At 21.8% G+C, this 25,307-nt stretch carries 23 protein-coding genes, 2 tRNA genes and 1 pseudogene; 10 read left to right on the top strand and 16 right to left on the bottom strand.

The window, feature by feature from the left end:
• Positions 1-16 precede the first annotated feature (16 nt).
• The 5 genes from murD to C9I82_RS00545 all read right to left on the bottom strand — a co-directional run bounded on the left by murD (position 17) and on the right by C9I82_RS00545 (position 5,942).
• Complete coding sequence (gene murD, locus C9I82_RS00525) at positions 17-1,336, bottom strand: UDP-N-acetylmuramoyl-L-alanine--D-glutamate ligase (protein ID WP_115955918.1); 1,320 nt, start codon at positions 1,334-1,336, stop codon at positions 17-19.
• Between the two features lie 3 nt (positions 1,337-1,339).
• The gene (gene mraY, locus C9I82_RS00530; RefSeq protein WP_115955919.1) at positions 1,340-2,422 is read right to left on the bottom strand and encodes a phospho-N-acetylmuramoyl-pentapeptide-transferase; all 1,083 of its coding nucleotides are present in this window, start codon (positions 2,420-2,422) and stop codon (positions 1,340-1,342) included.
• 501 nt (positions 2,423-2,923) lie between these two features.
• Positions 2,924-4,408 carry a UDP-N-acetylmuramoyl-L-alanyl-D-glutamate--2,6-diaminopimelate ligase gene (gene murE, locus C9I82_RS00535; protein ID WP_115955920.1) on the bottom strand — a complete coding sequence of 495 codons (1,485 nt, stop codon included), beginning with the start codon at positions 4,406-4,408 and terminating at the stop codon, positions 2,924-2,926.
• Between the two features lie 58 nt (positions 4,409-4,466).
• Positions 4,467-5,402 (bottom strand): 16S rRNA (cytosine(1402)-N(4))-methyltransferase RsmH, encoded by a 936-nt coding sequence (rsmH, locus tag C9I82_RS00540; RefSeq protein WP_115956241.1) that lies wholly within the window; start codon positions 5,400-5,402, stop codon positions 4,467-4,469.
• A gap of 30 nt (positions 5,403-5,432) precedes the next feature.
• Entirely contained in the window at positions 5,433-5,942 is a 510-nt protein-coding gene (locus C9I82_RS00545; RefSeq protein WP_115955921.1) for a dihydrofolate reductase, read from the bottom strand.
• 117 nt (positions 5,943-6,059) lie between these two features.
• On the opposite strand from C9I82_RS00545, the gene C9I82_RS00550 reads away from it, so the two are divergent.
• Positions 6,060-7,304: a serine hydroxymethyltransferase gene (locus tag C9I82_RS00550; protein WP_115955922.1), complete on the top strand. Its 1,245-nt coding sequence runs from the start codon at positions 6,060-6,062 to the stop codon at positions 7,302-7,304.
• 8 nt (positions 7,305-7,312) lie between these two features.
• On the opposite strand, the gene C9I82_RS00555 is transcribed toward C9I82_RS00550, so the two are convergent.
• Positions 7,313-8,092 carry an inositol monophosphatase family protein gene (locus tag C9I82_RS00555; RefSeq protein ID WP_115955923.1) on the bottom strand — a complete coding sequence of 260 codons (780 nt, stop codon included), beginning with the start codon at positions 8,090-8,092 and terminating at the stop codon, positions 7,313-7,315.
• Positions 8,093-8,750: 658 nt separating this feature from the next.
• Between C9I82_RS00555 and rpsP the strand changes: the two genes are divergently transcribed.
• The 4 genes from rpsP to rplS are packed head-to-tail and all read left to right on the top strand — an operon-like array spanning position 8,751 to position 10,640.
• On the top strand, positions 8,751-8,996 hold the full coding sequence (gene rpsP / locus C9I82_RS00560) for a 30S ribosomal protein S16 (protein WP_115955924.1): 246 nt from the start codon (positions 8,751-8,753) through the stop codon (positions 8,994-8,996).
• 13 nt (positions 8,997-9,009) lie between these two features.
• The gene (rimM, locus tag C9I82_RS00565; RefSeq protein WP_115955925.1) at positions 9,010-9,522 is read left to right on the top strand and encodes a ribosome maturation factor RimM; all 513 of its coding nucleotides are present in this window, start codon (positions 9,010-9,012) and stop codon (positions 9,520-9,522) included.
• Between the two features lie 13 nt (positions 9,523-9,535).
• A complete protein-coding gene (gene trmD, locus C9I82_RS00570) occupies positions 9,536-10,294 on the top strand; it encodes a tRNA (guanosine(37)-N1)-methyltransferase TrmD (protein WP_115955926.1) in 759 nt (252 codons plus the stop codon).
• Positions 10,287-10,640 (top strand): 50S ribosomal protein L19, encoded by a 354-nt coding sequence (gene rplS / locus C9I82_RS00575; protein ID WP_115955927.1) that lies wholly within the window; start codon positions 10,287-10,289, stop codon positions 10,638-10,640. Before trmD ends, rplS begins: the two co-directional genes overlap by 8 nt.
• 88 nt (positions 10,641-10,728) lie before the next feature.
• Here the strand turns inward: rplS and C9I82_RS00580 are convergent.
• The 4 genes from C9I82_RS00580 to alaS all read right to left on the bottom strand — a co-directional run bounded on the left by C9I82_RS00580 (position 10,729) and on the right by alaS (position 13,880).
• Positions 10,729-10,802: transfer RNA gene (locus C9I82_RS00580), tRNA-Arg, on the bottom strand.
• 28 nt (positions 10,803-10,830) lie between these two features.
• Positions 10,831-10,919 (bottom strand) — tRNA-Ser (locus C9I82_RS00585).
• A 41-nt stretch (positions 10,920-10,960) separates the two neighbouring features.
• Positions 10,961-11,140 carry a carbon storage regulator CsrA gene (csrA, locus tag C9I82_RS00590; protein ID WP_115955928.1) on the bottom strand — a complete coding sequence of 60 codons (180 nt, stop codon included), beginning with the start codon at positions 11,138-11,140 and terminating at the stop codon, positions 10,961-10,963.
• Positions 11,141-11,243: 103 nt separating this feature from the next.
• Complete coding sequence (gene alaS / locus C9I82_RS00595; RefSeq protein ID WP_115955929.1) at positions 11,244-13,880, bottom strand: alanine--tRNA ligase; 2,637 nt, start codon at positions 13,878-13,880, stop codon at positions 11,244-11,246.
• 359 nt (positions 13,881-14,239) lie between these two features.
• Here alaS and C9I82_RS00600 point away from each other — a divergent pair, with 359 nt between their 5' ends.
• Complete coding sequence (locus C9I82_RS00600; protein WP_115956242.1) at positions 14,240-14,530, top strand: co-chaperone GroES; 291 nt, start codon at positions 14,240-14,242, stop codon at positions 14,528-14,530.
• Positions 14,531-14,585: 55 nt separating this feature from the next.
• Complete coding sequence (gene groL, locus C9I82_RS00605) at positions 14,586-16,232, top strand: chaperonin GroEL (protein ID WP_115955930.1); 1,647 nt, start codon at positions 14,586-14,588, stop codon at positions 16,230-16,232.
• 66 nt (positions 16,233-16,298) lie between these two features.
• On the opposite strand, the gene pyrH is transcribed toward groL, so the two are convergent.
• From pyrH to rpsB, 3 genes are all read right to left on the bottom strand, one after another.
• A complete protein-coding gene (gene pyrH / locus C9I82_RS00610; RefSeq protein WP_408607972.1) occupies positions 16,299-17,021 on the bottom strand; it encodes a UMP kinase in 723 nt (240 codons plus the stop codon).
• Between the two features lie 38 nt (positions 17,022-17,059).
• Positions 17,060-17,860 (bottom strand): translation elongation factor Ts, encoded by an 801-nt coding sequence (gene tsf / locus C9I82_RS00615; protein ID WP_115955932.1) that lies wholly within the window; start codon positions 17,858-17,860, stop codon positions 17,060-17,062.
• A gap of 61 nt (positions 17,861-17,921) precedes the next feature.
• Positions 17,922-18,626: a 30S ribosomal protein S2 gene (gene rpsB / locus C9I82_RS00620; protein WP_115955933.1), complete on the bottom strand. Its 705-nt coding sequence runs from the start codon at positions 18,624-18,626 to the stop codon at positions 17,922-17,924.
• Between the two features lie 180 nt (positions 18,627-18,806).
• On the opposite strand from rpsB, the gene map reads away from it, so the two are divergent.
• Positions 18,807-19,595: a type I methionyl aminopeptidase gene (map, locus tag C9I82_RS00625; protein ID WP_115955934.1), complete on the top strand. Its 789-nt coding sequence runs from the start codon at positions 18,807-18,809 to the stop codon at positions 19,593-19,595.
• A 58-nt stretch (positions 19,596-19,653) separates the two neighbouring features.
• Here the strand turns inward: map and degP are convergent, their stop codons facing one another.
• The 3 genes from degP to mrcB form a co-directional block, all read right to left on the bottom strand.
• Entirely contained in the window at positions 19,654-21,021 is a 1,368-nt protein-coding gene (gene degP, locus C9I82_RS00630) for a serine endoprotease DegP (protein ID WP_240318421.1), read from the bottom strand.
• Positions 21,022-21,197: 176 nt separating this feature from the next.
• The gene (gene erpA / locus C9I82_RS00635; RefSeq protein WP_115955936.1) at positions 21,198-21,533 is read right to left on the bottom strand and encodes an iron-sulfur cluster insertion protein ErpA; all 336 of its coding nucleotides are present in this window, start codon (positions 21,531-21,533) and stop codon (positions 21,198-21,200) included.
• A gap of 88 nt (positions 21,534-21,621) precedes the next feature.
• On the bottom strand, positions 21,622-23,997 hold the full coding sequence (gene mrcB, locus C9I82_RS00640) for a penicillin-binding protein 1B (RefSeq protein ID WP_115955937.1): 2,376 nt from the start codon (positions 23,995-23,997) through the stop codon (positions 21,622-21,624).
• A gap of 166 nt (positions 23,998-24,163) precedes the next feature.
• Here mrcB and dksA point away from each other — a divergent pair.
• Positions 24,164-24,597 (top strand): annotated as a pseudogene (gene dksA, locus C9I82_RS00645) (RNA polymerase-binding protein DksA).
• A gap of 97 nt (positions 24,598-24,694) precedes the next feature.
• Entirely contained in the window at positions 24,695-25,294 is a 600-nt protein-coding gene (gmk, locus tag C9I82_RS00650; protein WP_115955939.1) for a guanylate kinase, read from the top strand.
• Positions 25,295-25,307 lie beyond the last annotated feature (13 nt).

Below are 25,307 nucleotides of genomic sequence, written 5' to 3' on the forward strand. Positions count from 1 at the left end.
ATATATAAAAATAAAATTAATATTTATTTGCAATTCTTAAAAAGTACTTACCCCTCTCTTCAAAATTTTTAAATTGATCAAAACTAGAACAAGCAGGTGAAAATAAAATAACATCACCAGATCTAACAATAGGCATTATATTAATAACCAATTCTTCTATAGTATTTCTATAAACAGAAATATTAGGATATGAAGAATAAATGAACATACCATCTTTACCAAAACAACACAATTTAATTTTATCTTTATAAAGATAACCATCCAATGAAGATAAAAAAGTACTTTTTAAAATACCACCTAAAAATAACCACACAAAACCAATATTATTCTTAAAATTAATTAATGCAGCAAGAGTACTAGATAAATTTGTAGATTTAGAATCATTTATCCATTTTATATTATTTCGTTGATGTACTAACTGAAAACGATGTTTTAATCCTTTAAATAAAGAAAATATTCTCAAAATAATTTTTCTAGGAAAAAACATTATATCTGAAATAGCTAATACAGCTAAACAATTAATATAATTATAAAAACCAAATAATTTTATTTTAGATGTATTTAAAACACGTTCACCATATACGCTAAGCCATAAAGAACCACGATATTTTACCATACAATAATCACCTGTATAAGAACCAAAACTAATACATTTTCTAAAAATTTTATTAAATGGAAATGTCAATATATCATCAACATTAACAAGACATATTTTAGAATTATTATAAATTCTTAATTTAAATGATCGATATTCTATAATATCGTTAAAATAACGATCCATATGATCACAACAAACATTTAATACCGTAGAAACTTCAGATGATAAACTAAATATAGTCTCTAATTGAAAACTAGATAATTCTAAAATATACAATTGAGCATAATTTTTTAAAGTATCCAATACAGGAATACCAATATTTCCTGCCAAAATTACTTTAATACCAGAAGCATTAGCAATTCTATATAATAAACTGGAAACAGTACTCTTACCATTAGATCCGGTAATAGCAACAATAGAAATAAATTGCAATTCACGACAAAATAATTCAATATCTCCAATAATTTCTATACCTACTTTTCTAGCATACAATAATGTAGGATCATTTAAAGATAAACCAGGACTAACAATAATTAAATCAAATAAAATAATATCTTCACATCTTAATGGACCTAATTTATATTTTACAAAATTAGGTAATTTATTTAATTCGGGAGGAAATTTTCTAGTATCCAATACCATTGGTACAATATCACGTCTTAAAAAAAAATTTATACAAGATAAACCTGTTTTACCTAAACCAATAACAACTATTTTCTTATTATAATAATTGTACATATACTAATAAATTCCAAAAATAAATAATCCAAATAATAAAAAAATAAATGAAACAATCCAAAAACAAATAACTATATTAGGTTCAAACCAACCTTTAAGTTCAAAATGATGATGAATAGGTGCCATAAGAAAAATTTTTCTTCCAAAAAATTTAAACATAAATACTTGTAAAATAACAGATAAAGTTTCTAAAACAAATAAACCACCCATAATAAAAAGTAAAAACTCTTGATGTAATAAAATAGAAATAACACTCAAAGAACCGCCTAAAGCTAATGAACCTACATCACCCATAAATATCTTAGCAGGATAAAAATTAAAACATAAAAATCCTAAACAAGAACCTATAACTGATGAACAAAAAATAACCAACTCACTAGCATTACACAAATAAGTAATATTAAAATAACTTGAAATGTAAATATCACTACAAAAATAAGATATTAATAAAAAACCAAAAAAAACTAAAATAATTGGAATAATAACTAAACCATCTAATCCATCTGTCAAATTAACAGCATTACTAGTTCCAATGATAACAAAATAAAAAAATATTATATAAAAAATATCTAATCGCATATCTGAATATTTAAAATAATTAAATATAAATTTAGAAAATATTATATTTTTACAATGATAATATATCAAACAAGATAAAGTAAATGCTATTATAGATTGAAAAAAATACTTACACTTAATACTTATTCCATTAGGATTTCTATTAATTAATTTAAAACAATCATCAATTAATCCAATTAATCCATAACTAAATAATATAATAAAAATATATTTTATATAATGATTATAAGAATATGACCAAAATAAAACAGATAAAAAAATTGAAATTATAATTGCTATACCACCCATTGTAGGAGTTTTATCTTTTAAATAATGTGATTTTGGACCATTTATTCTAATAATCTGATAAATATTAAATTTATTTAATAAATTTATTAAAAAAAAAACTAAAAACAAAGAAATCAAAAATGAAGTAAAAAAACTCGCAAATATTCTAGTTTTATAAGAAAAAAAAGCAATTAAATAAAAATTAATATTATGAAATAAGTTAGATAAATAAAAAAACATATATCATCTCACCTCTTAAATATAAACATTATTTATTTCATATATAAATTACAAAATTTAAATAATAAATTTATAATAAATACATATTTAAAATAATATATTTTTATTATACAAATAATAAATATTTAAAATTAAAATAATTTATTAAACTATTGTTATTATTAATAATTAAATTATTATACAATTATCAAAATATAATTCGAACTATATTATATAAACGAAATGGAGAATTTAAAATAAAAAACAGTTATATAATAATAAAATTATATATGTAAAAACACTACAATTTAATTTTAATCTAATATATTCAATAAATAAATTAATCAAATAAAAAATAATTTATTTTATAATTATTTTGTTATTATAACTTATTAAGATAAATATTTATAAACTTTAACCATTAAAAAATAATAAGACTATATCATCCAAATAATTATTATTAAATCAAATTATTACAAATTAATAAAACTATTGAATAATAATTATGTCAATCAAAATTAATTAAAACGAATATCTTTTTTTTAATGCTTCTCCTACTACTAAATGATCAGAATAATTAACATAACGATTACCAATAATTTGATAATTTTCATGCCCTTTACCAGCTATTAAAACTAAATCTTCATTATCTACATATAATATAGTACTAAATATAGCTTTCAAACGATCTAAAAAATATTTCTTGTTATTTTTATTAGTAAAACCGGATTTAATATCATTGATTATATAAATAGGATTTTCATAACGTGAATTATCCACAGTGATAACCACATAATCAGATAATTGTTCTGCAATACTACCCATAATAGATCTCTTAGATTTATCACGATCACCTCCGCAACCAAAAATACACCATAATTTATTTTTACAATAAAATCTAGCAGATATCAAAGATTTTTTTAATGCATCAGGAGTATGAGCATAATCAATAATTACTGTAGGTTTATTAGTTGAATGGAACATTTCCATTCTACCTACAATAGGTTTTAAAAACTTAGCAGTAGAGATTAAATCAGTTAATGAATATCCCATCCATAAAAGTGTAGCTAAAGATAATAAAATATTAATAACATTAAACTTACCAATTAATTTAGTACTAAAAATTCCTTTACCCCAAAAAGAATCAAAATAAATAATAGTATTATTAAAATTATACTTTACATTATCTAATTTTAACCAATATTCATTTTTACCGAAAAATAAATTACGATTAGTAGTAACACAAACTACCCTAGAAATTTTCTTTACCCAACATTTACCAACATCATCATCTATATTAATAATACTAATATCAATATCATGTTTAGAAAACAACAACCATTTAGCTTTTATATATCTTTTCATATCCACATGATAATCAAGATGATCAATAGTAATATTACTAAATATAGCAGCAGTAAATGGTAAAGATAAGACACGGTTTTGAACAAGACCATGAGAAGATACTTCTATTGAAACAATATCAGCTTTTTGTTTAGAAAAACGATATAACATTTTACAGACTTCAACGGCAGATTCTGTAGTATTAATTGAAGGACATAAATCACCATATATACCATTACCAATAGTACCCATAACTGCACCTGTATTACCCAACAAAACAACCCATTGAGCAATCAAATGAGAAATAGTACTTTTACCATTAGTACCTGTTATTGCTATTAATCTTAACTTATTAGATATAGGATAAAATCGTTGAGAAATAAAGGATAATTTTTTAGATAAATTTAAAAAATAAATTATAGGTACATCACCAAAATATATTATATAAGTATCTAAAAACAAATTATTTATCTCAACCAATACAGCGCTTGCCCCCCTAATTAATGCATCAATAATATAATTTCTACCATCAACATTATAACCAAGTTTAGCAACAAAAAGATCCCCTCCAATAATCAATTTACTATTTAAAGATATATTAGATATTTTTATTTTAGGAACATTAAATAACCAGGGTGATAATAAATAATCTAAATATAACATAAATTAAAACTCATAAATTATAAAAAATTATACATTTCATTTGATAAATATAAAAAAATTAAATTATTTTTTCAGCCGATCTTAATATAGCACTACGAGATCTATAATTTAGTAAAATCGCACTCTCAGCTGGAAATATTTTTTTAAACACCTTTAATCTAATAGTATTGAAATCATTTATTTGAGAATCTAAAATAGGTAATTTATAAGGAAAATAAATTTTTTTACCATATTTATTCATAAAATTTTTAATTATACGATCTTCCAAAGAATGAAAACTTATAGTACAAATACGACCACCTATATTAAGAATTGATAATAAATATTTAAATATTTTAGTTATTTCATATAATTCATTATTAATATATATTCTAATAGCTTGAAAGGTACGTGTTGATGGATGTTTATGTGATTTATTAAATACTACAGAAGAAATTAATCTAGAAAGATCACTAGTTCGTTTTAAAATATTAATTTTATTATATTCAACTATTCTATTAGCTATTAATTTAGCATAACGTTCCTCACCATATTTCTTTAAAATATGTGTTATTTTAAATGAACTACTAAAAAATAAAAATTTAAATGCTGACATAGAAGAAAAATAATCCATTCTCATATCTAAAAAACCATCACGCATAAAAGAAAAACCTCTATTAGGTTCATTCAATTGTAAAGAAGACATACCTAAATCAAATAAAATACCATCTATTTTACCAAATATAGAATATTTCTTCACATAATTTATTAATTTAGAAAATCTATCATGAATTATAAATAATCTAGAATCTATAATTTTTTTTGCTAAAAATATAGAAAATGGATCACGATCTACTACATATAATTTACCAAATTTATTTAATTTAGATAATATTAAATAAGAATGACCACCACAACCAAACGTAGCATCTACATATATACCATCAGGTTTTATATTTAACATATCAACAGCTTCCTCAAGAAAAACAGTTCTATGTTTAAATTTATCTATAATTATATCTTCACTATAATTCATATTAAAAAATTATGTAACTCTATCTAAAATTTCTAAACAATAAGTAAATCTTCCATTAATATTAAATATACATGTTTTTTTATAAATAGATTTCCAATTATAAATACTATAATCAGGAAAAAATCTATCACCATAAAAATATTTATAAATATGAGTTAAATATAATCTATCTACATATTTTAATGTCTGTTTATAAATACTTTCACCTCCAATGATAACAATCTCATCGTTTTTTGGTAAATTACTAAACAAATCTTTAAATGAAGATAACCATATTACATCATTTGCATTATATAATTCAAATAAATTAAATTTATAAGAACTAGATCTACTTAGCACTATATTTGTACGTTTTATTAATAATTTACCAATAGATTCCCATGTTAATCTACCCATTAAAATAATTTTAAATAATGTATGTTTTTTAAACCATTTTAAATCTTTGGGGATATACCATGGTATTTTATTATTAATACCAATTACCCTATTAATAGAAAAAGCAGCTATCATGCTAATCATAAAATTAATTTAATTTAAATAAAATAAATATAATAAAAATTTAGTAAACAATAAAATTTTATATTTTAAAAAAACATTATAATAATATAAAATCTTAATAAAAAAATAAAAAATATTATGAAAAAAAATATTGATACATATGATAATACATTATGGAAATTAATCCAAGCTGAAAAAAAAAGACAAAACCAATATATAAATCTAATAGCATCAGAAAACTATGTAAGCAACTGTGTTATGCAAGCACAAGGATCAATTTTAACAAATAAATATGCAGAAGGATATCCCAATAAACGTTTTTACTCAGGATGTAAATATATAGATATTATAGAAACTATAGCCATCGAAAGAGCAAAAAAATTATTTAATGCTGACTATGTTAATGTACAACCACATTCAGGAACACAAGCAAATTTTGCAGCATACAATGCACTCATTAATTATGGAGATACTATACTTAGTATGAAATTGACACATGGAGGACATTTATCCCATGGAGCAAAAATAAATTCATCAGGAAAATTATATAAAGTTATTAATTATGGATTAAATAAAAAAGGTGATATAAACTACAAAGAAATACATGAATTAAGCAAAAAATATAAACCAAAATTAATAATAGCAGGATTTTCATCCTATTCAGGAATATTTAATTGGAAAAAAATAAGAAAAATTGCTGATATAAACAATTCATACCTGCTTGTTGATATGGCTCATATAGCAGGATTAGTCGCAGCTAAATTATACCCAAATCCATTACCATATGCTCATGTAGTAACAACAACTACTCACAAAACTTTATCAGGACCTAGAGGAGGGATGATATTAGCTAAAGGGGGAAACAAAATATTATATGATAAACTTGATCGTGCAATATTTCCAAGAGAACAAGGTGGACCAATGATGCATATTATAGCAGCTAAAGCTGTAGCATTTAAAGAAGCTATGGAAAAAAACTTTAAATTATATCAAAAACAAACAATACAAAATGCTATAACAATGACAAAAATATTTATTAAAAAAAAATATAAAATAGTATCTGGGTGTACAAAAAATCATATGTTTTTAATAAATCTATCTAATAAAAATATCACTGGATTAGAAGCTAGTAATATATTATATAAAGCAAATATAGTAACAAATAAAAATTTTATACCAAATGATAAAAAAAACGCAACAATAACATCTGGCATTCGTATAGGTACTCCTGCTATAACAAAAAGAGGATTTAAAAAAAAAGAAACAAAAAAAATAACATACTGGATTACTGATATCTTAAATAATATCAAAAATAAAAAAAATATAATAAAAATAAAAAAAATGGTAAAAAATCTATGTAATAAATTCCCAATATATAAATAAAAAAATTATTATTTAACCAAAATTAACAATTCTTTTAATAAACGAGGATTACCACATATAACATTATCAAATAATAAACAATCACTTCTACCAATAAAATCCGATAAAATATTACCTGATTCTATTAACAATAATTCATTAGAAATAAAATCAAAATAATTAAAACCAACTTGCAAATAACCATCAATCTTACCAGCTGCTAGATATGCCAAATCCAAAGATGGAGATCCAGTATAACGAAAATCAACATGATTATTAATTAATTTATTTAATATTTTTTTATATAAAATTATATCATTATTTAATCTTGACTTTAAGGATAAAGCTAAAACAATATTTTTCAATTTACAAATAGAATTACTTCTTATTCTAAAACCATTTAATTGAGCACCATTACCACGTACTGCGGAAAATAAATCGTTACGAATAGGATCATATATTAAAGATATTACAGATCTACCATTTATTATAGCTGATATGGAAATAGAAAAATGTGGAAATTTTCTAATAAAATTATTTATGCCATCAAGAGAATTAATAATCCATTTAATATTATTATTTTTAGTAAAATCTAATTTATACTTATTTTTTATAAATATATGATTAGGATAATATTTTTGAATAACTTGAATAATAATTAATTTTATAGACCGATTAATATTAACTATAGCTGAACTACTTTTACTTATATTGCTAATATCCAATTTTGTATAATTTGCATATTTTTGTATCAAAAAATTACCAGCAGATCTAATCGCTTTAATTGCTATATTAAGCATGGGGTTCATAAATAATAACCTTATAAAATTAATATAATAAAAAATAATAATAAATTATAAAAAACAAAAATTAATATTACTGCAATATAATATCTAATGATAAAAAATCCGACATAATAAAATTAATATCTAAAGATAAATTAAATATTTTCAAAATTAAAAAATATTTTTAAAAAAAAAATATAATGAAAATAAATTAAATTATACTTACAAATGATATTTTAAATATATACAATAATCAAACTGCATATCAAATTAATAAAATAAATTTTAAAAATATAAATATTAATCGTGTAAACTATAAAATTTATTAAAATATTAAATTTAATAAAAACAATAAATTTTAACATAAATTTAAAAAAAAAAAGTATCTTATTTATAAATAAAAATAAAATCTATAATTATAATAAAATATTTAATAATTTTTCATTTAAATTATTTATTTAATATATTTATAAAACCATCGATACTATTTTGTACTAAAATTAAATCAATAAATTTTTTTAAATTAATCAAAAATTTGATGATAAAAAACATACATAAAATAATATTTTTAATAAATAAAAAATTAAAATTTTTTATTGACATTAATCATTATTAAATATTTACTATTAAAAATTAATATTTTTAAAAATTTAAAATTTAACAAAATAAAACGAGATATTTTATGATAAAAATACGTTTAGCTCTAAATGGTGCGAAAAAAAAACCATTTTATAATATTATAGTAACTGATAAAAGAAACCCTAGAAATGGACGTTTTATAGAAAAAATAGGATTTTTAAATTCCATTACAAAAAATAAAAAAAAAAATATTAAAATAAACATGGAAAGATTAAAATATTGGAAAAAAACAGGAGCAAAATTATCAAAGAGACTAGAACATTCTATGAAAAAAATAAATAATAAATAAAACATAAATACAAATGAACAAAAAAATAAAAAAAAATGAAATAATAATAGGTAAAATAGGGAAAACATTAGGAATAAGAGGTTGGTTAAAAATAAATTCATTTTTCAAAATAAAAGAAAACATATTTGATTTCAAAATATGGAAAGTTAAAAAAAACAATTATAAATCAATAATAAATATAGAAAAATGGAAAAAACATTATAAAAAAATTATTATAAAAATAAAAAATATTAATAATATAAATGAAGCAAAAATTTTAACTAATTGTAATATATTAATACATGAAAAACAGATACTTAAAAAAAATTATTTTATAATTAATAAAATAATAAATTATAAAGTAATAAATATTAAAGAAAAATATATAGGCAAAATAATAAAACTCATAAATACAAAAAAAAACACTATATTAGTTATACAAAAATATAAAAAAACAAAAAAAAAATTAATACCATTCATAAATAATAAAATAATAAAAAAAATAAATCACAAAAAAAAACAAATTAAAGTAGATTGGGAAGATTAACAAATAAAATAAAATGCTGATAGAAATAATAAGTATACTACCAGAAATGTTTGAAACAATAAAAAATTTTAGAAATATAAAGCGTGCTACAAAAAAAAAATTATTAAAAATAAGATTTTGGAATCCCCGCAATTATACAAAAAATAAAAATAAGAAAATAGATGATTATTTGTATGGTGGAGGAGGAGGAATGCTAATGATGTATGAACCTATAATAAATACAATAAAAATTATTAAAAAAAAAACAGGTAAAAACACAAAAGTAATATATCTTTCACCTAAAGGTAAATTATTAAAACATAAAAAAATATGCAAAATAATAAAATATAAAAAAATTATAATAATTTGCGGAAGATATAAAGGTATTGATGAAAGAATAATAGAAACAGAGATAGATGAAGAAATATCGATAGGAGATTATATATTAAGTGGAGGAGAAATACCAGCAATGGTTTTAATAGATTGTATAACACGTTTAATACCAAATATAATTAAACAAAAATCATCTATCACAAATGATTCATTTTATAGAGGAATTTTAGATGCTCCTCATTATACAAGACCATCTAATTTACAAGGTAATAAAGTCCCATCAGTTTTATTAAAAGGTAATCATACTAAAATAAATAAATGGAGATTAAAACAAGCATTAGGACATACATGGATAAAAAGACCAGATTTATTAAAAAAAATAAAATTAACATTTGAACAAAAAAAATTAATTTCAGAATTTAAAAAAGAATACAACTCGAGGACAAAAAATAATGAATAAAATTATAAATAAAATAGAAAAAAAATATTTAAAAAAAAATATACCATTTTTTAAACAAGGAGATTTTATTGAAATAAAAATATTAATAAAAGAAGGAAATAAAAAAAAAACTCAAATATTTAAAGGTTTAGTAATTGCAATTAGGAATAGAGGACTTAATTCTTCATTTACTGTAAGAAAAATATCACATGGAGAAGGAATAGAAAGAGTTTTTAATAAAAATTCACCTATAATAAAAGAAATTAAATTAAATAAAAGAGGTATAGTAAAAAGAGCTAAATTATATTATTTAAGAACATTAAAAGGAAAAGCAGCTAAAATTAGAGAAAAACTTATTAAAAAATAAAAAAAAATTAAGATAAAAAATAATAATAAAAAAACTAAAACAAAATAAAATAAAATAAACCTAAAACTTTTATAATAAAAATATAAAATACACCCGAGAGGATTCGAACCTCCAACCGTTCGGTTCGTAGCCGAATGCTCTATCCAATTAAGCTACGGGTGCTAAATAATAATAAAATTATACAAAAAAACGGTGAGAGAGGGATTCGAACCCTCGATGCATTTAAAATTACATACTCCCTTAGCAGAGGAGCGCCTTAAACCCCTCGGCCATCTCACCAATAAAACTTTTATAAAAAAATAATTGAATAAAATATAATCTTACAAAGATTTTATCTTTTGAATTTTTATTTTTCGATGAACTTCTTCTCTATTAATAACAACATTTTTAGGAGCTTTAATACCAACTCTAACTTGATTACCTTTTACACCTAAAATTGTAACAAAAATATTATCATTAATAATAAGAGCTTCACCTACACGCCTAGTTAAAATAAGCATTTTTTATCCCTAAATAAACTACTAAATCAAATTCTAAACTGTAAAATAGAAAATCTAATTTTACAATAAAATATTAAAAAAATAAATTAAATATAAAAATTAATTATAGTTTATCAAAAATCCAATGTTTTATTTCATTTACAAATTCATCAGTAAAATAATTATTTTTAATACGAAAATTTCCAATATTAGAATTAAAATATATTTTACAATTAACCTTATCAGATAAAAAATTAATTAAATCTTTTTTATCAAATAAATAATCTAAATTTTCGCTAATATAAAAAATAAAAAAGTAATCATCTTTTATATTAGTAAATAAAAAAATTATTATTTTATTTAAAGTTTTTATCAAAACACACATAATTTTATATAAATTATTAATATCTAAATTTAATAAATAATTAAATAAAAAATTAACACCTTTAAAAACTTCTATATTTTTCTTAAGAAAAATAACATTTTTATCTAAATCATCTTTTTTACTTTTTTCTGAAAATTTTTTTAATAAATTTAAATTTTTTATTGTAGATATCAAATTATTTTCTAGGTTATCAAAACTACTATTTAATAATTTACTAAATAAATTAATTTTAGAATGTAAGGATTGAATATAAGAAATAGCATATCTACCAGTAATAGATTCTATACGACGAACACCTAAAGATACTCCTTTATCTGAAATAAGCTTTAACAATCCAATATCACCAGTACGTTTTACATGTGTACCCAAACACACTTCAGAAGAAATATCACCTATTTTAACAACACGCATAAATTCTTGTTGATATTTTTCATTAAATAAAAAGATAATATTGTTCAATTTAATATCATTTAAATTCATATAAGTTGTTGAGATACTAACATTATCACGAATATAATTATTAACAATATTTTCAACCAAAGATAATTCATCAGTAGTCAATGATTTTTTGTGAAAAAAATCAAATCTAAAATATTTATGATTTATAAACGAACCTTTTTGAACAACATGTTCACCTAAAACAGTACGTAATGCAGAATGTAACAAATGTGTAGAAGAATGATTTATTTCAATACATTTTCTATGAATTCTATCAATAGAAGAACATACAACATCAAATAAAGATAAATGACCTGAGATTAAAACACCAATATGAAATATAATATTTCCATACTTCTTTACTTTATCCACTCTAAATATACCATTATCATTTTTTAAAATACCTATATCTGATATTTGCCCAGAAGATTCAAAAAAGAACGATGTTTCATCTAAAACAATAACACTCATTTGGCCAATAAATATATCTTTAACCATTTTATTAGATTTTAATATCAATAATATTTTACTAGTAATTTCAAAATTAACATATCCATTAAAAACTGATGAATAATTACTTAAAATTAAATCACTAAATTTTAGTTTTACAGTATCATCATTATGCATACGTGACCTTTTACGCTGCTTAGACATACAATCTTCATATTCAACAAAATTAATTAAAATATTATTTTTAAGACAAATTTCTTTAGTTAAATAAATAGGAAATCCATAAGTATCATATAATTCAAATAATGTTTTACCATCTAATACATTAGTTTTTAAATTAATTAATTTTTTATTTAATAATAAAAAACCTTTTTGTAAAGTTCTTGAAAAATGATCTTCTTCAGATTTTATAATAGATGAAATACTATTAACATCTAATTTTATTAAATAATTATTTAATTTTAAACAATGAACAAAATAATTAACTAATTTATAAAGAAAACTATGTCTTACACCTAACATATAACCGTGAATAATAGACCGTCTAATTAATTTACGTAATATATAACCATGCTTTTCATTTGATGGTAAAATACCATCCTGAATTATAAAAATACAAGAACGAATATGATCAGATATAACACGAAAAGAAGTATTAATTAAATCATTACATTTAATTAAATCTGCTATAAAAACAATCATATTATTAAATAAATCAATTTCATAAACAGAATAAACATTTTGCAAAACAGAAACAATACGTTCCAAACCCATACCAGTATCAACTAAAGGAATCTTTAACGGTATTAAAGATCCATTAATATCACGATTGAATTGAATAAATACAATATTCCAAATTTCAATAAATCTTTCTGAATAAATAATGTTTGAATCTGTAATTTTATCAGAAGGGTTTGTAGAATTATCATAAAAAATTTCAGTACATGGCCCACAAGGACCTATATTATCCATTTGCCAAAAATTATCAGAAAAACAACCATTATTTTCATTATTTCCAATAACAATAATACGATCTGATTTAATACAAATATCTTCAGACCATATTTTATAAGATTCATAATCTTGATAATGTACGGTAACTAATAATCTATCTTTAGGTAAATTAAAATTATTTGTACCAGTTAATAACTCCCAAGCATAAAAAATAGCTTCTTTTTTAAAATAATCATCAAAACTAAAATTACCTAACATTTCAAAAAAAGTATTATGAAAATTAGTATAACCAATCTTTTCAAAATCATTATGCTTGCCACCAACACGTAAACAATGTTGAGAAGTAACAATTCTAGAAAAATTAGATTTTTTATATCCTAAATAATAATCTTTAAATTGATTCATGCCCGCATTAGTAAATAATAAAGATGTATTTTCAGAAGAAATTAATGATCCACAAGAAAAAATCTTATGACCATTATTTTTAAAAAAATCTAAAAATATACGACGTACATTTGTAATATTAAATTCCATAATTATCACTATTAATATAAATAATAAAAAACTTAAAATAATTTATAAAATAATAAATTAAATATTTAAAAATATACTACATAATTATTTAAAAAATCTATATATAAAAATTAATTAAATATGATCTATAATTTATTAAAATATTAAAAATTAAAAAAAAAAAAAAAAAAAAAAATAATATATTTGAATAAATAATATAAACTTATAAAAAAAAAAAAAAAAATACTCTTGAAAGATTTGAATAATGTCCATATTACAAGTTTAGGAATGATTACAGAAAATAAAATTTATTTAAGAAATAAATAAATAAATTGTTTGCTTATAAAATATTTATAAGGATAAATAATAAAATGAAAAACATAAAAATTCGTCCTTTACATGATCGTGTCATTGTTAAAAGACAAAAAGCAGAATCTAAATCTCCAGGAGGAATTGTATTAACCGGCTCTGCTACAGGAAAATCTACAAGAGGAACTGTAATAGCAGTTGGTACAGGACGTGTTCTTGAAAATGGGAAAATAAAACCATTAGATGTAAAAATAGGAGATGTAATTATATTTAACGAGGGTTATGGAATAAAAACTGAAAAAATAGAAGAACAAGAAGTATTGATTATACCGGAAAGTGATATTATAGCAATAGTAGAATAAATTTTATTTTTTACATTTAAGCTATGAACTATATAAAAATTTAAGGGAAATTAAAATGACATCTAAAGACGTAAAATTCGGTAATAACGCCAGAAGTAAAATGTTAAAAGGCGTGAACGTACTAGCAGATGCAGTCAAAGTAACCTTAGGGCCTAAAGGCCGTAATGTAGTCTTAGATAAATCCTTTGGTGCTCCTGCAATAACTAAAGATGGAGTAACAGTTGCTAGAGAAATTGAGTTAGAAGATAAATTTGAAAACATGGGTGCACAAATGGTTAAAGAAGTAGCATCTAAAGCAAATGATGCTGCTGGAGATGGAACAACTACAGCTACAGTACTAGCACAAGCAATCGTAAGTGAAGGATTAAAAGCGGTAGCAGCTGGTATGAATCCTATGGATTTAAAAAGAGGTATAGATAAAGCTGTATCAACAGCTGTAAAAAAATTGGAACATTTATCAATACCATGCTCCGATTCTAATTCTGTGATACAAGTAGGAACAATATCAGCAAATTCAGATGAAAGTGTAGGTATATTAATTGCGAAAGCAATGGAAAAAGTAGGAAATGAAGGGGTTATAACAGTAGAAGAAGGAAATGGTTTAGAAGATGAGATGGAAGTAGTAGAAGGTATGCAATTTGATAGAGGATATTTATCTCCTTATTTCATAAATAAGTCTGAATCTGGCTCTGTCGAATTAGAAAATCCATATATACTGTTAGTAGATAAAAAAATTTCTAATATTCGTGAACTTTTACCATTACTTGAAGCAGTGGCTAAAGCAGGAAAACCATTATTGATAGTTGCAGAAGATGTAGAAGGTGAAGCGCTAGCTACTTTAGTCGTAAATACGATGAGAGGAATAGTAAAAGCAACAGCAGTAAAAGCTCCTGGTTTCGGTGATAGAAGAAAAGCTATGTTACAAGATATTGCCGTATTAACAGCTGGTACAGTTGTATCTGAAGAATTATTAATGGAATTAGAAAAAACAACAATAGAAGACTTAGGACAAGCTAAAAGAGTAGTTATAAATAAAGATACTACAACAATAATAGGTGGTAAAGGTGATAAAATTTCTATAAACGGAAGAGTAAACCAAATACGCCAAGAAATAAAAAAAGCTACTTCTGACTATGATAAAGAAAAATTACAAGAAAGAGTGGCAAAATTAGCTGGAGGAGTAGCAGTATTAAAAGTAGGAGCAGCAACAGAAGTAGAAATGAAAGAAAAAAAAGCTAGATTTGAAGATGCATTACATGCTACAAGAGCTGCTGTAGAAGAAGGAGTTGTTGCAGGAGGAGGAGTAGCTTTAGTTAGAGTAGCAGCACAACTCTCAGATTTACAAGGACAAAATGAGGATCAAAATGTAGGAATAAAAGTTGCATTAAAAGCAATGGAAGCACCATTACGTCAAATAGTATCCAACGCAGGTGAAGAACCATCAGTAATTGCAAGAAATATAAAAGATGGTAAAAAAGATTATGGATATAATGCAGCTACTGATAAATATGGTAATATGTTTGATTTTGGTATACTAGATCCAACTAAAGTAACAAGATCAGCTTTACAATATGCAGCTTCAGTTGCAGGATTAATGATAACAACAGAATGCATGATTACCGATTTACCAAAAGAAGATAAACAAGATATGAGCGGAAGTAACCCAACAGGAGGAATGGGTGGAATGGGTGGAATGATGTAAATATAATCGAAAAGCACCCAGTTTTAAAAGGGTGCTTTTGGTTTTTTAAAAATAAAAAAAAATAAATCAATAAATAAGTGTACCAACATTTTCACCCATTATAATACGTTTTATAACACCCTTGCTATTAATATTAAATATACGAATAGGTAATTTATGTTCCTTGGCCATAATAAGTGCAGTAGAATCCATAATTTTTAAATTTAAATTAAGTATTTCACTATAAGATAATTTATCATATAAAATTGCATTAGGAGAAATAAAAGGATCGGCTGAAAAAACACCATCCACTTTTGTACCTTTTAAAATAATATCGGCATTCAATTCAATACCACGCAAACATGCAGCTGAATCTGTAGTAAAAAATGGATTACCAATACCACCTACAAAAATAACAATAAAATTTTTTATTAATAAATCAATTGCCTTAAAATAATCATAAGTGTGACAAATACCATCTATAGGAATAGATGACATCAAATAAGAATTAACTGAACTATTATTTAATATATTAGATAATGCTAAGCCATTTATGATAGTAGATAACATTCCCATATAATCACAAACAACACGATCTATTCCAAAATTAGAAATATCAGAACCTCTTACTATATTACCTCCTCCGATAACTAAACCTATTTGTATTCCTAATCGTGAAATACTTTTTATTTCTTTTAAAAAATTATTTATAATATTTATATTTATATTAGAACTATCATTTTTACCAAATATTTCACCACTAACTTTTAATAAAATACGACGATATTTAAATTTATCTGTATTAATCAACATAATAAATTCCGTTGTAAAAATTTATAAAAAAAACTTTATTCACCAACTCTAAAACAAACAAAATCAATAATTTTAATTCCTTTTTCTAATAATACATTTTTTACCTTTTTTTTTGGAGATAAAAGGAAATTTTGTTCAGTTAATACTATATTTTTAATAAACTTCTTTATTTTACCATTAACATATTTTTTTAATATTTTATTAGATTTACATAATTTTCCTGCAAGAGCTAAATAAACTGATCTCTCACGATCAAGTAATTTAATAGGCACATCTTTTATATAAATATATTCAGGTCTATATGAAACTATATGCATAGCTATATGTTTAGAAAATTCTTTATCTACTTTATCTAAAGAAACTAATGCACCTAAATACATATTATGAACGTAACTACCTAAAGTAATATTAGTACCTCCATTTAATGTACTTAACTTTCTTATATTAATATTTTCACCAAATTTAGATATTAAGGTATAACGTTCATCATCAAATAAATCTATTAGCTTGCAAAGTTCAGTAATTTTTTCTTTTAATGTAAAAGAAATAATTTTCTTTGCAAAATCTAAAAAAAAAATATTACGAGAAACAAAATCCGTCTCACTATTTATTTCAACTATTGCAGCAAAATTATCACTAATACCAGTAAAAATAACACCATTCTTAGTAATATTATTACTTCTATTATACGCATAATATTGATCATTTTTTCTTAAATAATCGATAGATTCTTCTATATTATTATTAGTTGCAAACAATGCTTTTTTACAATTTAAAAAACCAGCACCAGTCAATGAACGAAGTTTTTTAATTAAATTAGAATCAATTTTAATCATCTTATATATCCCATAATTATTAATAAATCAAAAAAAAAAAAATAAAAAATAAAAAATAAAATTAATTCAATTTATTATTATTATTGATAATAAAATTTTTATTAATAACACTACTTATTATTTTAAAATATAATTTTATTGATCTTATTGCATCATCATTACCAGGAATAATGAAATTAATACCTGAAGGGTCAGAATTAGTATCAACTATAGCAAAAACAGTAATACCTAATTTATTTGCTTCATTTACTGCAATACGCTCGTAATTAGCATCAATAACAAATAAAGCATCGGGTAAACCACCCATATTTTTAATGCCACCTAAACTATTTTCTAATTTATTTAATTTATGATATCTTATTGATGACTCCTTTTTTGTTAATTTTTTAAAAGTACCATCATTAGATTGAATTTTTAATTCTTTAAGATATTTAATGGATTGACGTACAGTTTTCCAATTAGTCAACATTCCACCCAACCATCTATAATTTACAAAAAATTGTTTATAAAAAATTGCTTCTTTTTTTACTATTTTAGAAGCTGATCTTTTAGTACCAACAAATAATATTTTACCTTTATTTTTAATAATTGTGTTTAATTCAATCATAGCATTATTGAACATATAAATTGTTTTTTCAAGATCAATTATATGTATATTATTACGTATACCAAATATAAATGGTTTCATTTTTGGATGCCAATAACGAGTTTGGTGACCAAAATGAATACCAGCTTTAATCATATCTTTAATAGAAAATTCAATCATATCACACTCCACAAATAACAAAAAATAAATAAAAATTATTTTAAATATATATAAATAGATTACTAAAACGATAATAACATACCAAATATAACAAAGAAATCAAAAAAAAAATTTAAACATTGTTGAAATTTATTCAATTTAAATTAAAATAATATTTATTAATAATTATGGAAAAAATAAATGAAAATAAATATCAAAAATAAAAAAGAAATAAAAAAGATGCGTAAGGTTGGCAAACTTGCAGCGGAAATATTAGATATGATAGAAAAATATGTTAAACCTGGTATAACAACAGAAGAATTAGATAATATATGTAAAAACTATATAAAATATACACAAAAAGCAAAATCTGCATGTCTGGGATATCATGGATTTCCAAAATCTATATGTACATCAATAAATGACACAGTATGTCATGGTATTCCTAATAAAACTACCTTGAAAAGTGGAGATATAATAAATATAGATGTTTCAATTATAAAAAATGAATACCATAGTGATACTTCTAAAATGTTTTTTGTAGGTAAAATAAAAAAAAAAAATGAATATTTATGTAAAATAGCAAAAAAGAGCTTATACAATGCGTTAAAAATAATTAAACCAAATATTTATATAGAAGATATAGGTTACAACATACAAAAATATGTAGAATCAAAAAAATTTACAATAGTACGAGAATATTGTGGACATGGAATAGGAAGAAAATTTCATGAACAACCTCAAGTATTACACTATAAAACAACAAATAATCAAATTAAATTAAAACCAGGTATGATATTTACTATAGAGCCAATGATAAATATGGGTACAGAAAAAACTAAAATTATGCAAGATGGTTGGACGGTAAAAACAAAAGATTCCAATCTATCAGCACAATATGAACATACAATACTAGTAACTAATTTTGGATGCGAAATATTAACATTAAATAAAAGTGATAATATCAAATCAAAATTAATAAATATTTAAAATAATATAATTTTCTAATATATTAATAAATATAAAATATTTAAAATATAAAAAAAATTTATTGTATTAATAAATAAATATTATTTTTGTCACGTTTTATATTAAATACTAATAAAGTTAATTTAGTATTAAGTATTTCACGCAATTCATTTAAATTACAAACTCTTTGTTTATTAATGCCTAAAATAATATCATTCTTCCTTAACCCTATTCGATAAGCTGAACTATCAGGTTTAATTTTATCCACCCTAACACCCTTTTCACCATTATTATTATAGTTACTTAAATTAGCACCATCAATTCCAACATACAAAGTTGAAGAATCAATAATATCCTTTTTACTTTGCTGTAAAACAACTGTAACATAAAATAATTTACTATTACGTATTAAACCTAATCTAATTTTAGTACAAACTGGTAAAGAACCTATTTCAGCACGTAATGTAGCAAAACTTGGAATATATCTATTATTTATAGAAACAATAACATCACCAGCTCTAATACCACTTTTATAAGCAGAAGAATGTAATAAAACTTGACTAACAAAAGCACCTTTTTGAACATTAATATTCAATATTTTAGCTAATTCCGCATTTAATTCAGTACCCATAATACCTAATTCACCACGTTTTACATGACCATATATAACCATTTGAGTAGTCAAATTTTTTACCATATTACTAGGTATAGCAAACCCAATTCCAATATTACCACCATCTGGAGCAAATATAGCAGTGTTGATACCAATCAATTCTCCATTTAAATTAACCAGAGCCCCTCCAGAATTACCTCTATTAATAGCAGCATCAGTTTGAATAAAATTTTCATAATTATCTATATTCAAACCGCTACGACCTAAAGCAGATACAATACCTGTAGTAACAGTATCACCAAAACCAAAAGGATTACCAATAGCAACAGCATAATCACCGACTTTTAATAAATCCGAATTAGCTATTTTAATAGAAATCAAATGATCAGCTTTAATTAATTGAATTAAAGCAATATCAGATCGAGGATCTCTACCAATAATTTTAGCATCAAAGAGACGACCATCACTTAACTGAACTTGTATACTAGTAGCATGATCAATAACATGATTATTAGTAACAACATATCCATTAATACTATTTATTATAACACCAGAACCCAATGCTTTAAATCGTTTATGTTTAGATTCATCATTAAAAAATTCTTTACATAAAGGAGAATTATAAAGAGGAGAACCCTTTTGACAAAATGGAAAATTATCGCCAAAAAATTGCTGAGGAAATTTATAAGTATGTACAATTGTACTACCTTCAATATTTATACTAACAACAGACGGCATTACTTTTTCTAACATAGGAGCTAAACTTGGAACATTATTATTAAAATAAGATAAAGTTTCCGCTGTAATACTTTTTTGAACAAAGACAAAAAACATACTAAAAATTAAAAAATATTTAAAAAAAAACCTAATATTTACCATTTTTCATTTCTCTTTTATATAAAAACAACATCAAAAAAAATAACAAAAATTAAAAATAAAAATATTACAGAAAAAAATAAATATTAAAAAATAAAAAACAAAAAAATTATTTAATAAATAATAATATAATTTCATATATTAAAAGAAAACCCACAACCACAAGTTACTTTTGCATTAGGATTTAATACGGAAAACTTAGATTCAATAATATTTTCAATGTAATCTATTGAACTACCAATTATATACTGAAAAGTAAATTCATCAACAACTAAAAAAACACCAAATTTATCAAAAACAAAATCATTATCATTTACTTTATCATCCAAAATAAACTTATATTTTAATCCATTACAACCACCACCAATTATATAAATTCGTAATTTCATATTTACATTATTTTCATTATTAATTATTTTTTTTAATTTTTTAGCAGCAGCTTTAGTAAAAGTTAAATTAAAAGATTTCATATAATATTCCAATTATTATATCTAACAAACATAAATTTATATAAAAAAATAAAATTAATTATACACTAAATACCAAATTTAAAAAATATTAAAAATATAAACTAAAAAACCTTTTTATCCAATAAATTATTGACTTATTTTTATTTTTATCAAAAACCAATGAATTACTAATACATTCTTTACCATGATCTTTGCAAAAATGTGAAAAGGAATGATTAAAATCCCAAATTGGTATTTTTCTCCAAATATTATTTTCACAAACTATTTTATTATTATGATCAATATTTACTCTAAAAATATCAGATAATGGAAATAAAACTAATGGTATAGGTGGTAAATAAGTTAAATAACATTTATACATTTGCATTGCATTAAAATGACTTAAAAATAAAGATTTTTTATTATCTATTCCTATCCAAGAAACTATAACATCCTTATAATCTATACCAACAAACCAACTTGACCCAGTACTAAAACTATTTTTACCGGCTATATTAGCATGAGGATATAATATATTCAAAGAATTAACAGTTCCTTTAAAAATTTTCTGCATACCATATAAAGTTAACCATGCCGCTTGAGATCTAACTACATGATTAAATGAATAATGATTATGATAAATAATTTTACCATTTTCTAAAATAATAGATTTAATAATAAATAAACATGATTTATTTCCCTCATTTGAAATCAACTGAAATATTTGAGCAACTTGAACTGGAGTCATATTAATTAAATTTGAAAAAATAGAATATTTAGATTTATATTTGTACAAACCTAATCTAAACCATGTATTTAAAATATTTTTTAAATCCAAATTAATTTTGGAATTTATTAAAGGTACATTCATTAAATTAACTATATCATCAAGTAATATTATTCTATCAATAAATTTATTATTATAATTTTTAAATTTAAAATTATTAAAATTAGATAAACCAATTGTCATTGGTTTATTTTCAATCCAAGTATTAAAACCATAAATATTAGGATTATCAAGTAAAGATAAATATATAATAATTTTTGCCAATGAACCAATAGATCTACGAGATTCTAATATTTTATTATAATTAATAATTTTAGTTGACGCACTACCAACAACACCATGTATTTCTCCAGTAAATCTATCTACAATTATCATAAAAGCTTTTAAATTATTCATTTTTAATTTATCACGTGAAAATAAAATATTTAATTTTACAGATTTTTCAGCAAAATATTGTGATCTTAAATTTAAAGTAGTAAAAATCTTACTACCGGGTATATCATTAATTTTTTTACCTAATTTAATTTTTAATTCATGACATAACATTCTCATAAATACAGGTTTTTTAGTTATAGATTTACTCTTAGATAACACACCTAATGGACGATTAATAAAAAAACAATAATCTTTATAACAAATAATATTTGTATTAAAAATTAATCTTAAAATTAAATTACGACGTCTTAAAACTAATTTAGGATTATTCCATGGATTATATATTGAAGCACCTTTAACCATAGATATTAACAATACTTGTTGATCTAACGATAATTCATTAATCGGTCTGCCAAAATAATATATACTTGCAAGAGGAAAACCTCTAATTTCATAAATTCCAGACTGACCGAAATAAACTTCATTAAAATATAATTCTAAAATACGATTTTTACTATATAAAGCGTCAATAATAATTGCAATATAAATTTCATTAAATTTACGTAAAAAAGAACGTTTATTACTTAAAAATAAATTCCTCGCTAATTGTTGTGTTAATGTACTAGCACCCTGAACAATTTTACCAGCATGAATATTTGCAATAAAAGCTCTACACATTGAAAAAGGATTAATACCACTATGATAAAAAAAATTTTTATCTTCAATAGAAAGCAAAATATTTATCATTTTATTAGAAAAATTAGACAACGGTAGGAATAAACGCTCCTCTTTATTTGAAGTATGTATCATATTTACTAAAATAGGATCCAATCTAAAAAAAAAAATACTTTTATTATTTTTAATATTTATAATATTACTAATTTTATTTTTATTAAAATAAAGACAGACATGAAGTATCCCTTCATTACAATCAGGAAAATTAAAAGATCTTCTTATTAATTCAATATTATCTTCTTTAACAATATATTCACCAGAATTATTCAAAACATCAACTTTTAAATAATGATGAAAATTTAAAATAGAAATTAAATCACATTTTGTATAAAACATACCAGGTTTAAATTTTAAGATACTTCCATATACAAAAGCTGGTAATTCCCAAACTTTACCATTGATACGATTAATAATCTTGTTATTTAAATATAACCCATATACAATAATAACAATTATAGTAATAAAAAATATTTTAGAAAAAAAATTTATTTTATTTATTATTTTATAAAAAAAAGATTTAATACTAAAAAATATTTTATTATTAATTTTTTTTTTTTGGAAAACTATTTTTTTATTATCTATAAACATTAATATGCACCAAATCTAAAGTATAATTAATAAAAAATAAATATATAAACTATACTCTAATAATAAAAAAATAATAACTTAAAAATAAATTATTATTAAAAAAATAATAAAAAAATAAAACATAAAAAATGAGAATTAATATGCAAAAAAAAAAAATAATAAAAAAATATCGTTACTAAATATTTTAGGAATAACAGATATTAACACTTATAATACCAAAATAGGTAAAAATATATGAATTTATCACAAATAAAACATTTCAAAATAATTTTAAACACATGGTATAATAAATTAAAAAAAAAAATAAAAAAACAAGTATATTATATTAAAAAAGAAACAGATAATTTAGCTGATCCTATAGATAGAGCCTCAAGAGAGGAAGAATTTAAACTAGAATTATATAATAAGAAAAGAGAAAGAGAATTAATTAAAAAAATAGAAATAACAATAAACAAAATTAAAAACAATAGTTTTGGATACTGTGAATTATGTAAAATAGAAATTGGAATAAAAAGATTAGAAGCTAATCCAATTGCTAATTTATGCATAGATTGTAAAATCTTATCAGAAATCAAAGAAAAACAAATTAGACAAAACTGATAAAAAAATGAAAAATATTTAATATTAATAATTAAAAATACTTAAATGATTTTTAATAATATGATTATATCAACAAAATATTAGCATTTTTTAAAATATGAATAAAGGTATATTATTTATAATATCAGCACCTAGTGGTACTGGAAAATCTACACTTATTAAATCTTTAATTAAAAAAATATCAAAGTATAAAACTAAAATTTCAATTTCATATACAACTAGAAATAAACGTATGGGAGAATTAAATGGTAAACATTATTATTTCATTTCAAGAAATAAATTTAAAAAAATGATTAAAAATAAAGAGTTTTTAGAATATGCAATAATATTTGAAAATTATTACGGAACACCAAAAAAAATAATTAAAAATCTTTTATTAAAAGGTATCAACATATTTTTAAATATAAATTGGCAAGGAGCAAAACAAGTTAAAAAAAAAATAAAGAATAATATAAGTATATATATAATACCTCCATCAATAAAAGAATTAATAAAAAGATTAAAAAAAAGAGGTTCAGAAAATCAAATAGATATAAAAAAAAGAATAAAACAATCAATGAAAGAAATAAAACATTATATAAAATATGATTATTTGATAATTAATGATAAATTTAATGTAGCATTATCTGATCTAAGGAATATTTTTATATCAGAATATAAAAAAATAAAAAATAAGGAAAATATTATACAAACTTAATAAATCTATTGTT

It is taken from the genome of Candidatus Purcelliella pentastirinorum, assembly GCF_003391335.1.
In the GTDB taxonomy this organism is placed as follows: Bacteria; Pseudomonadota; Gammaproteobacteria; order Enterobacterales; family Enterobacteriaceae; genus Purcelliella; species Purcelliella pentastirinorum.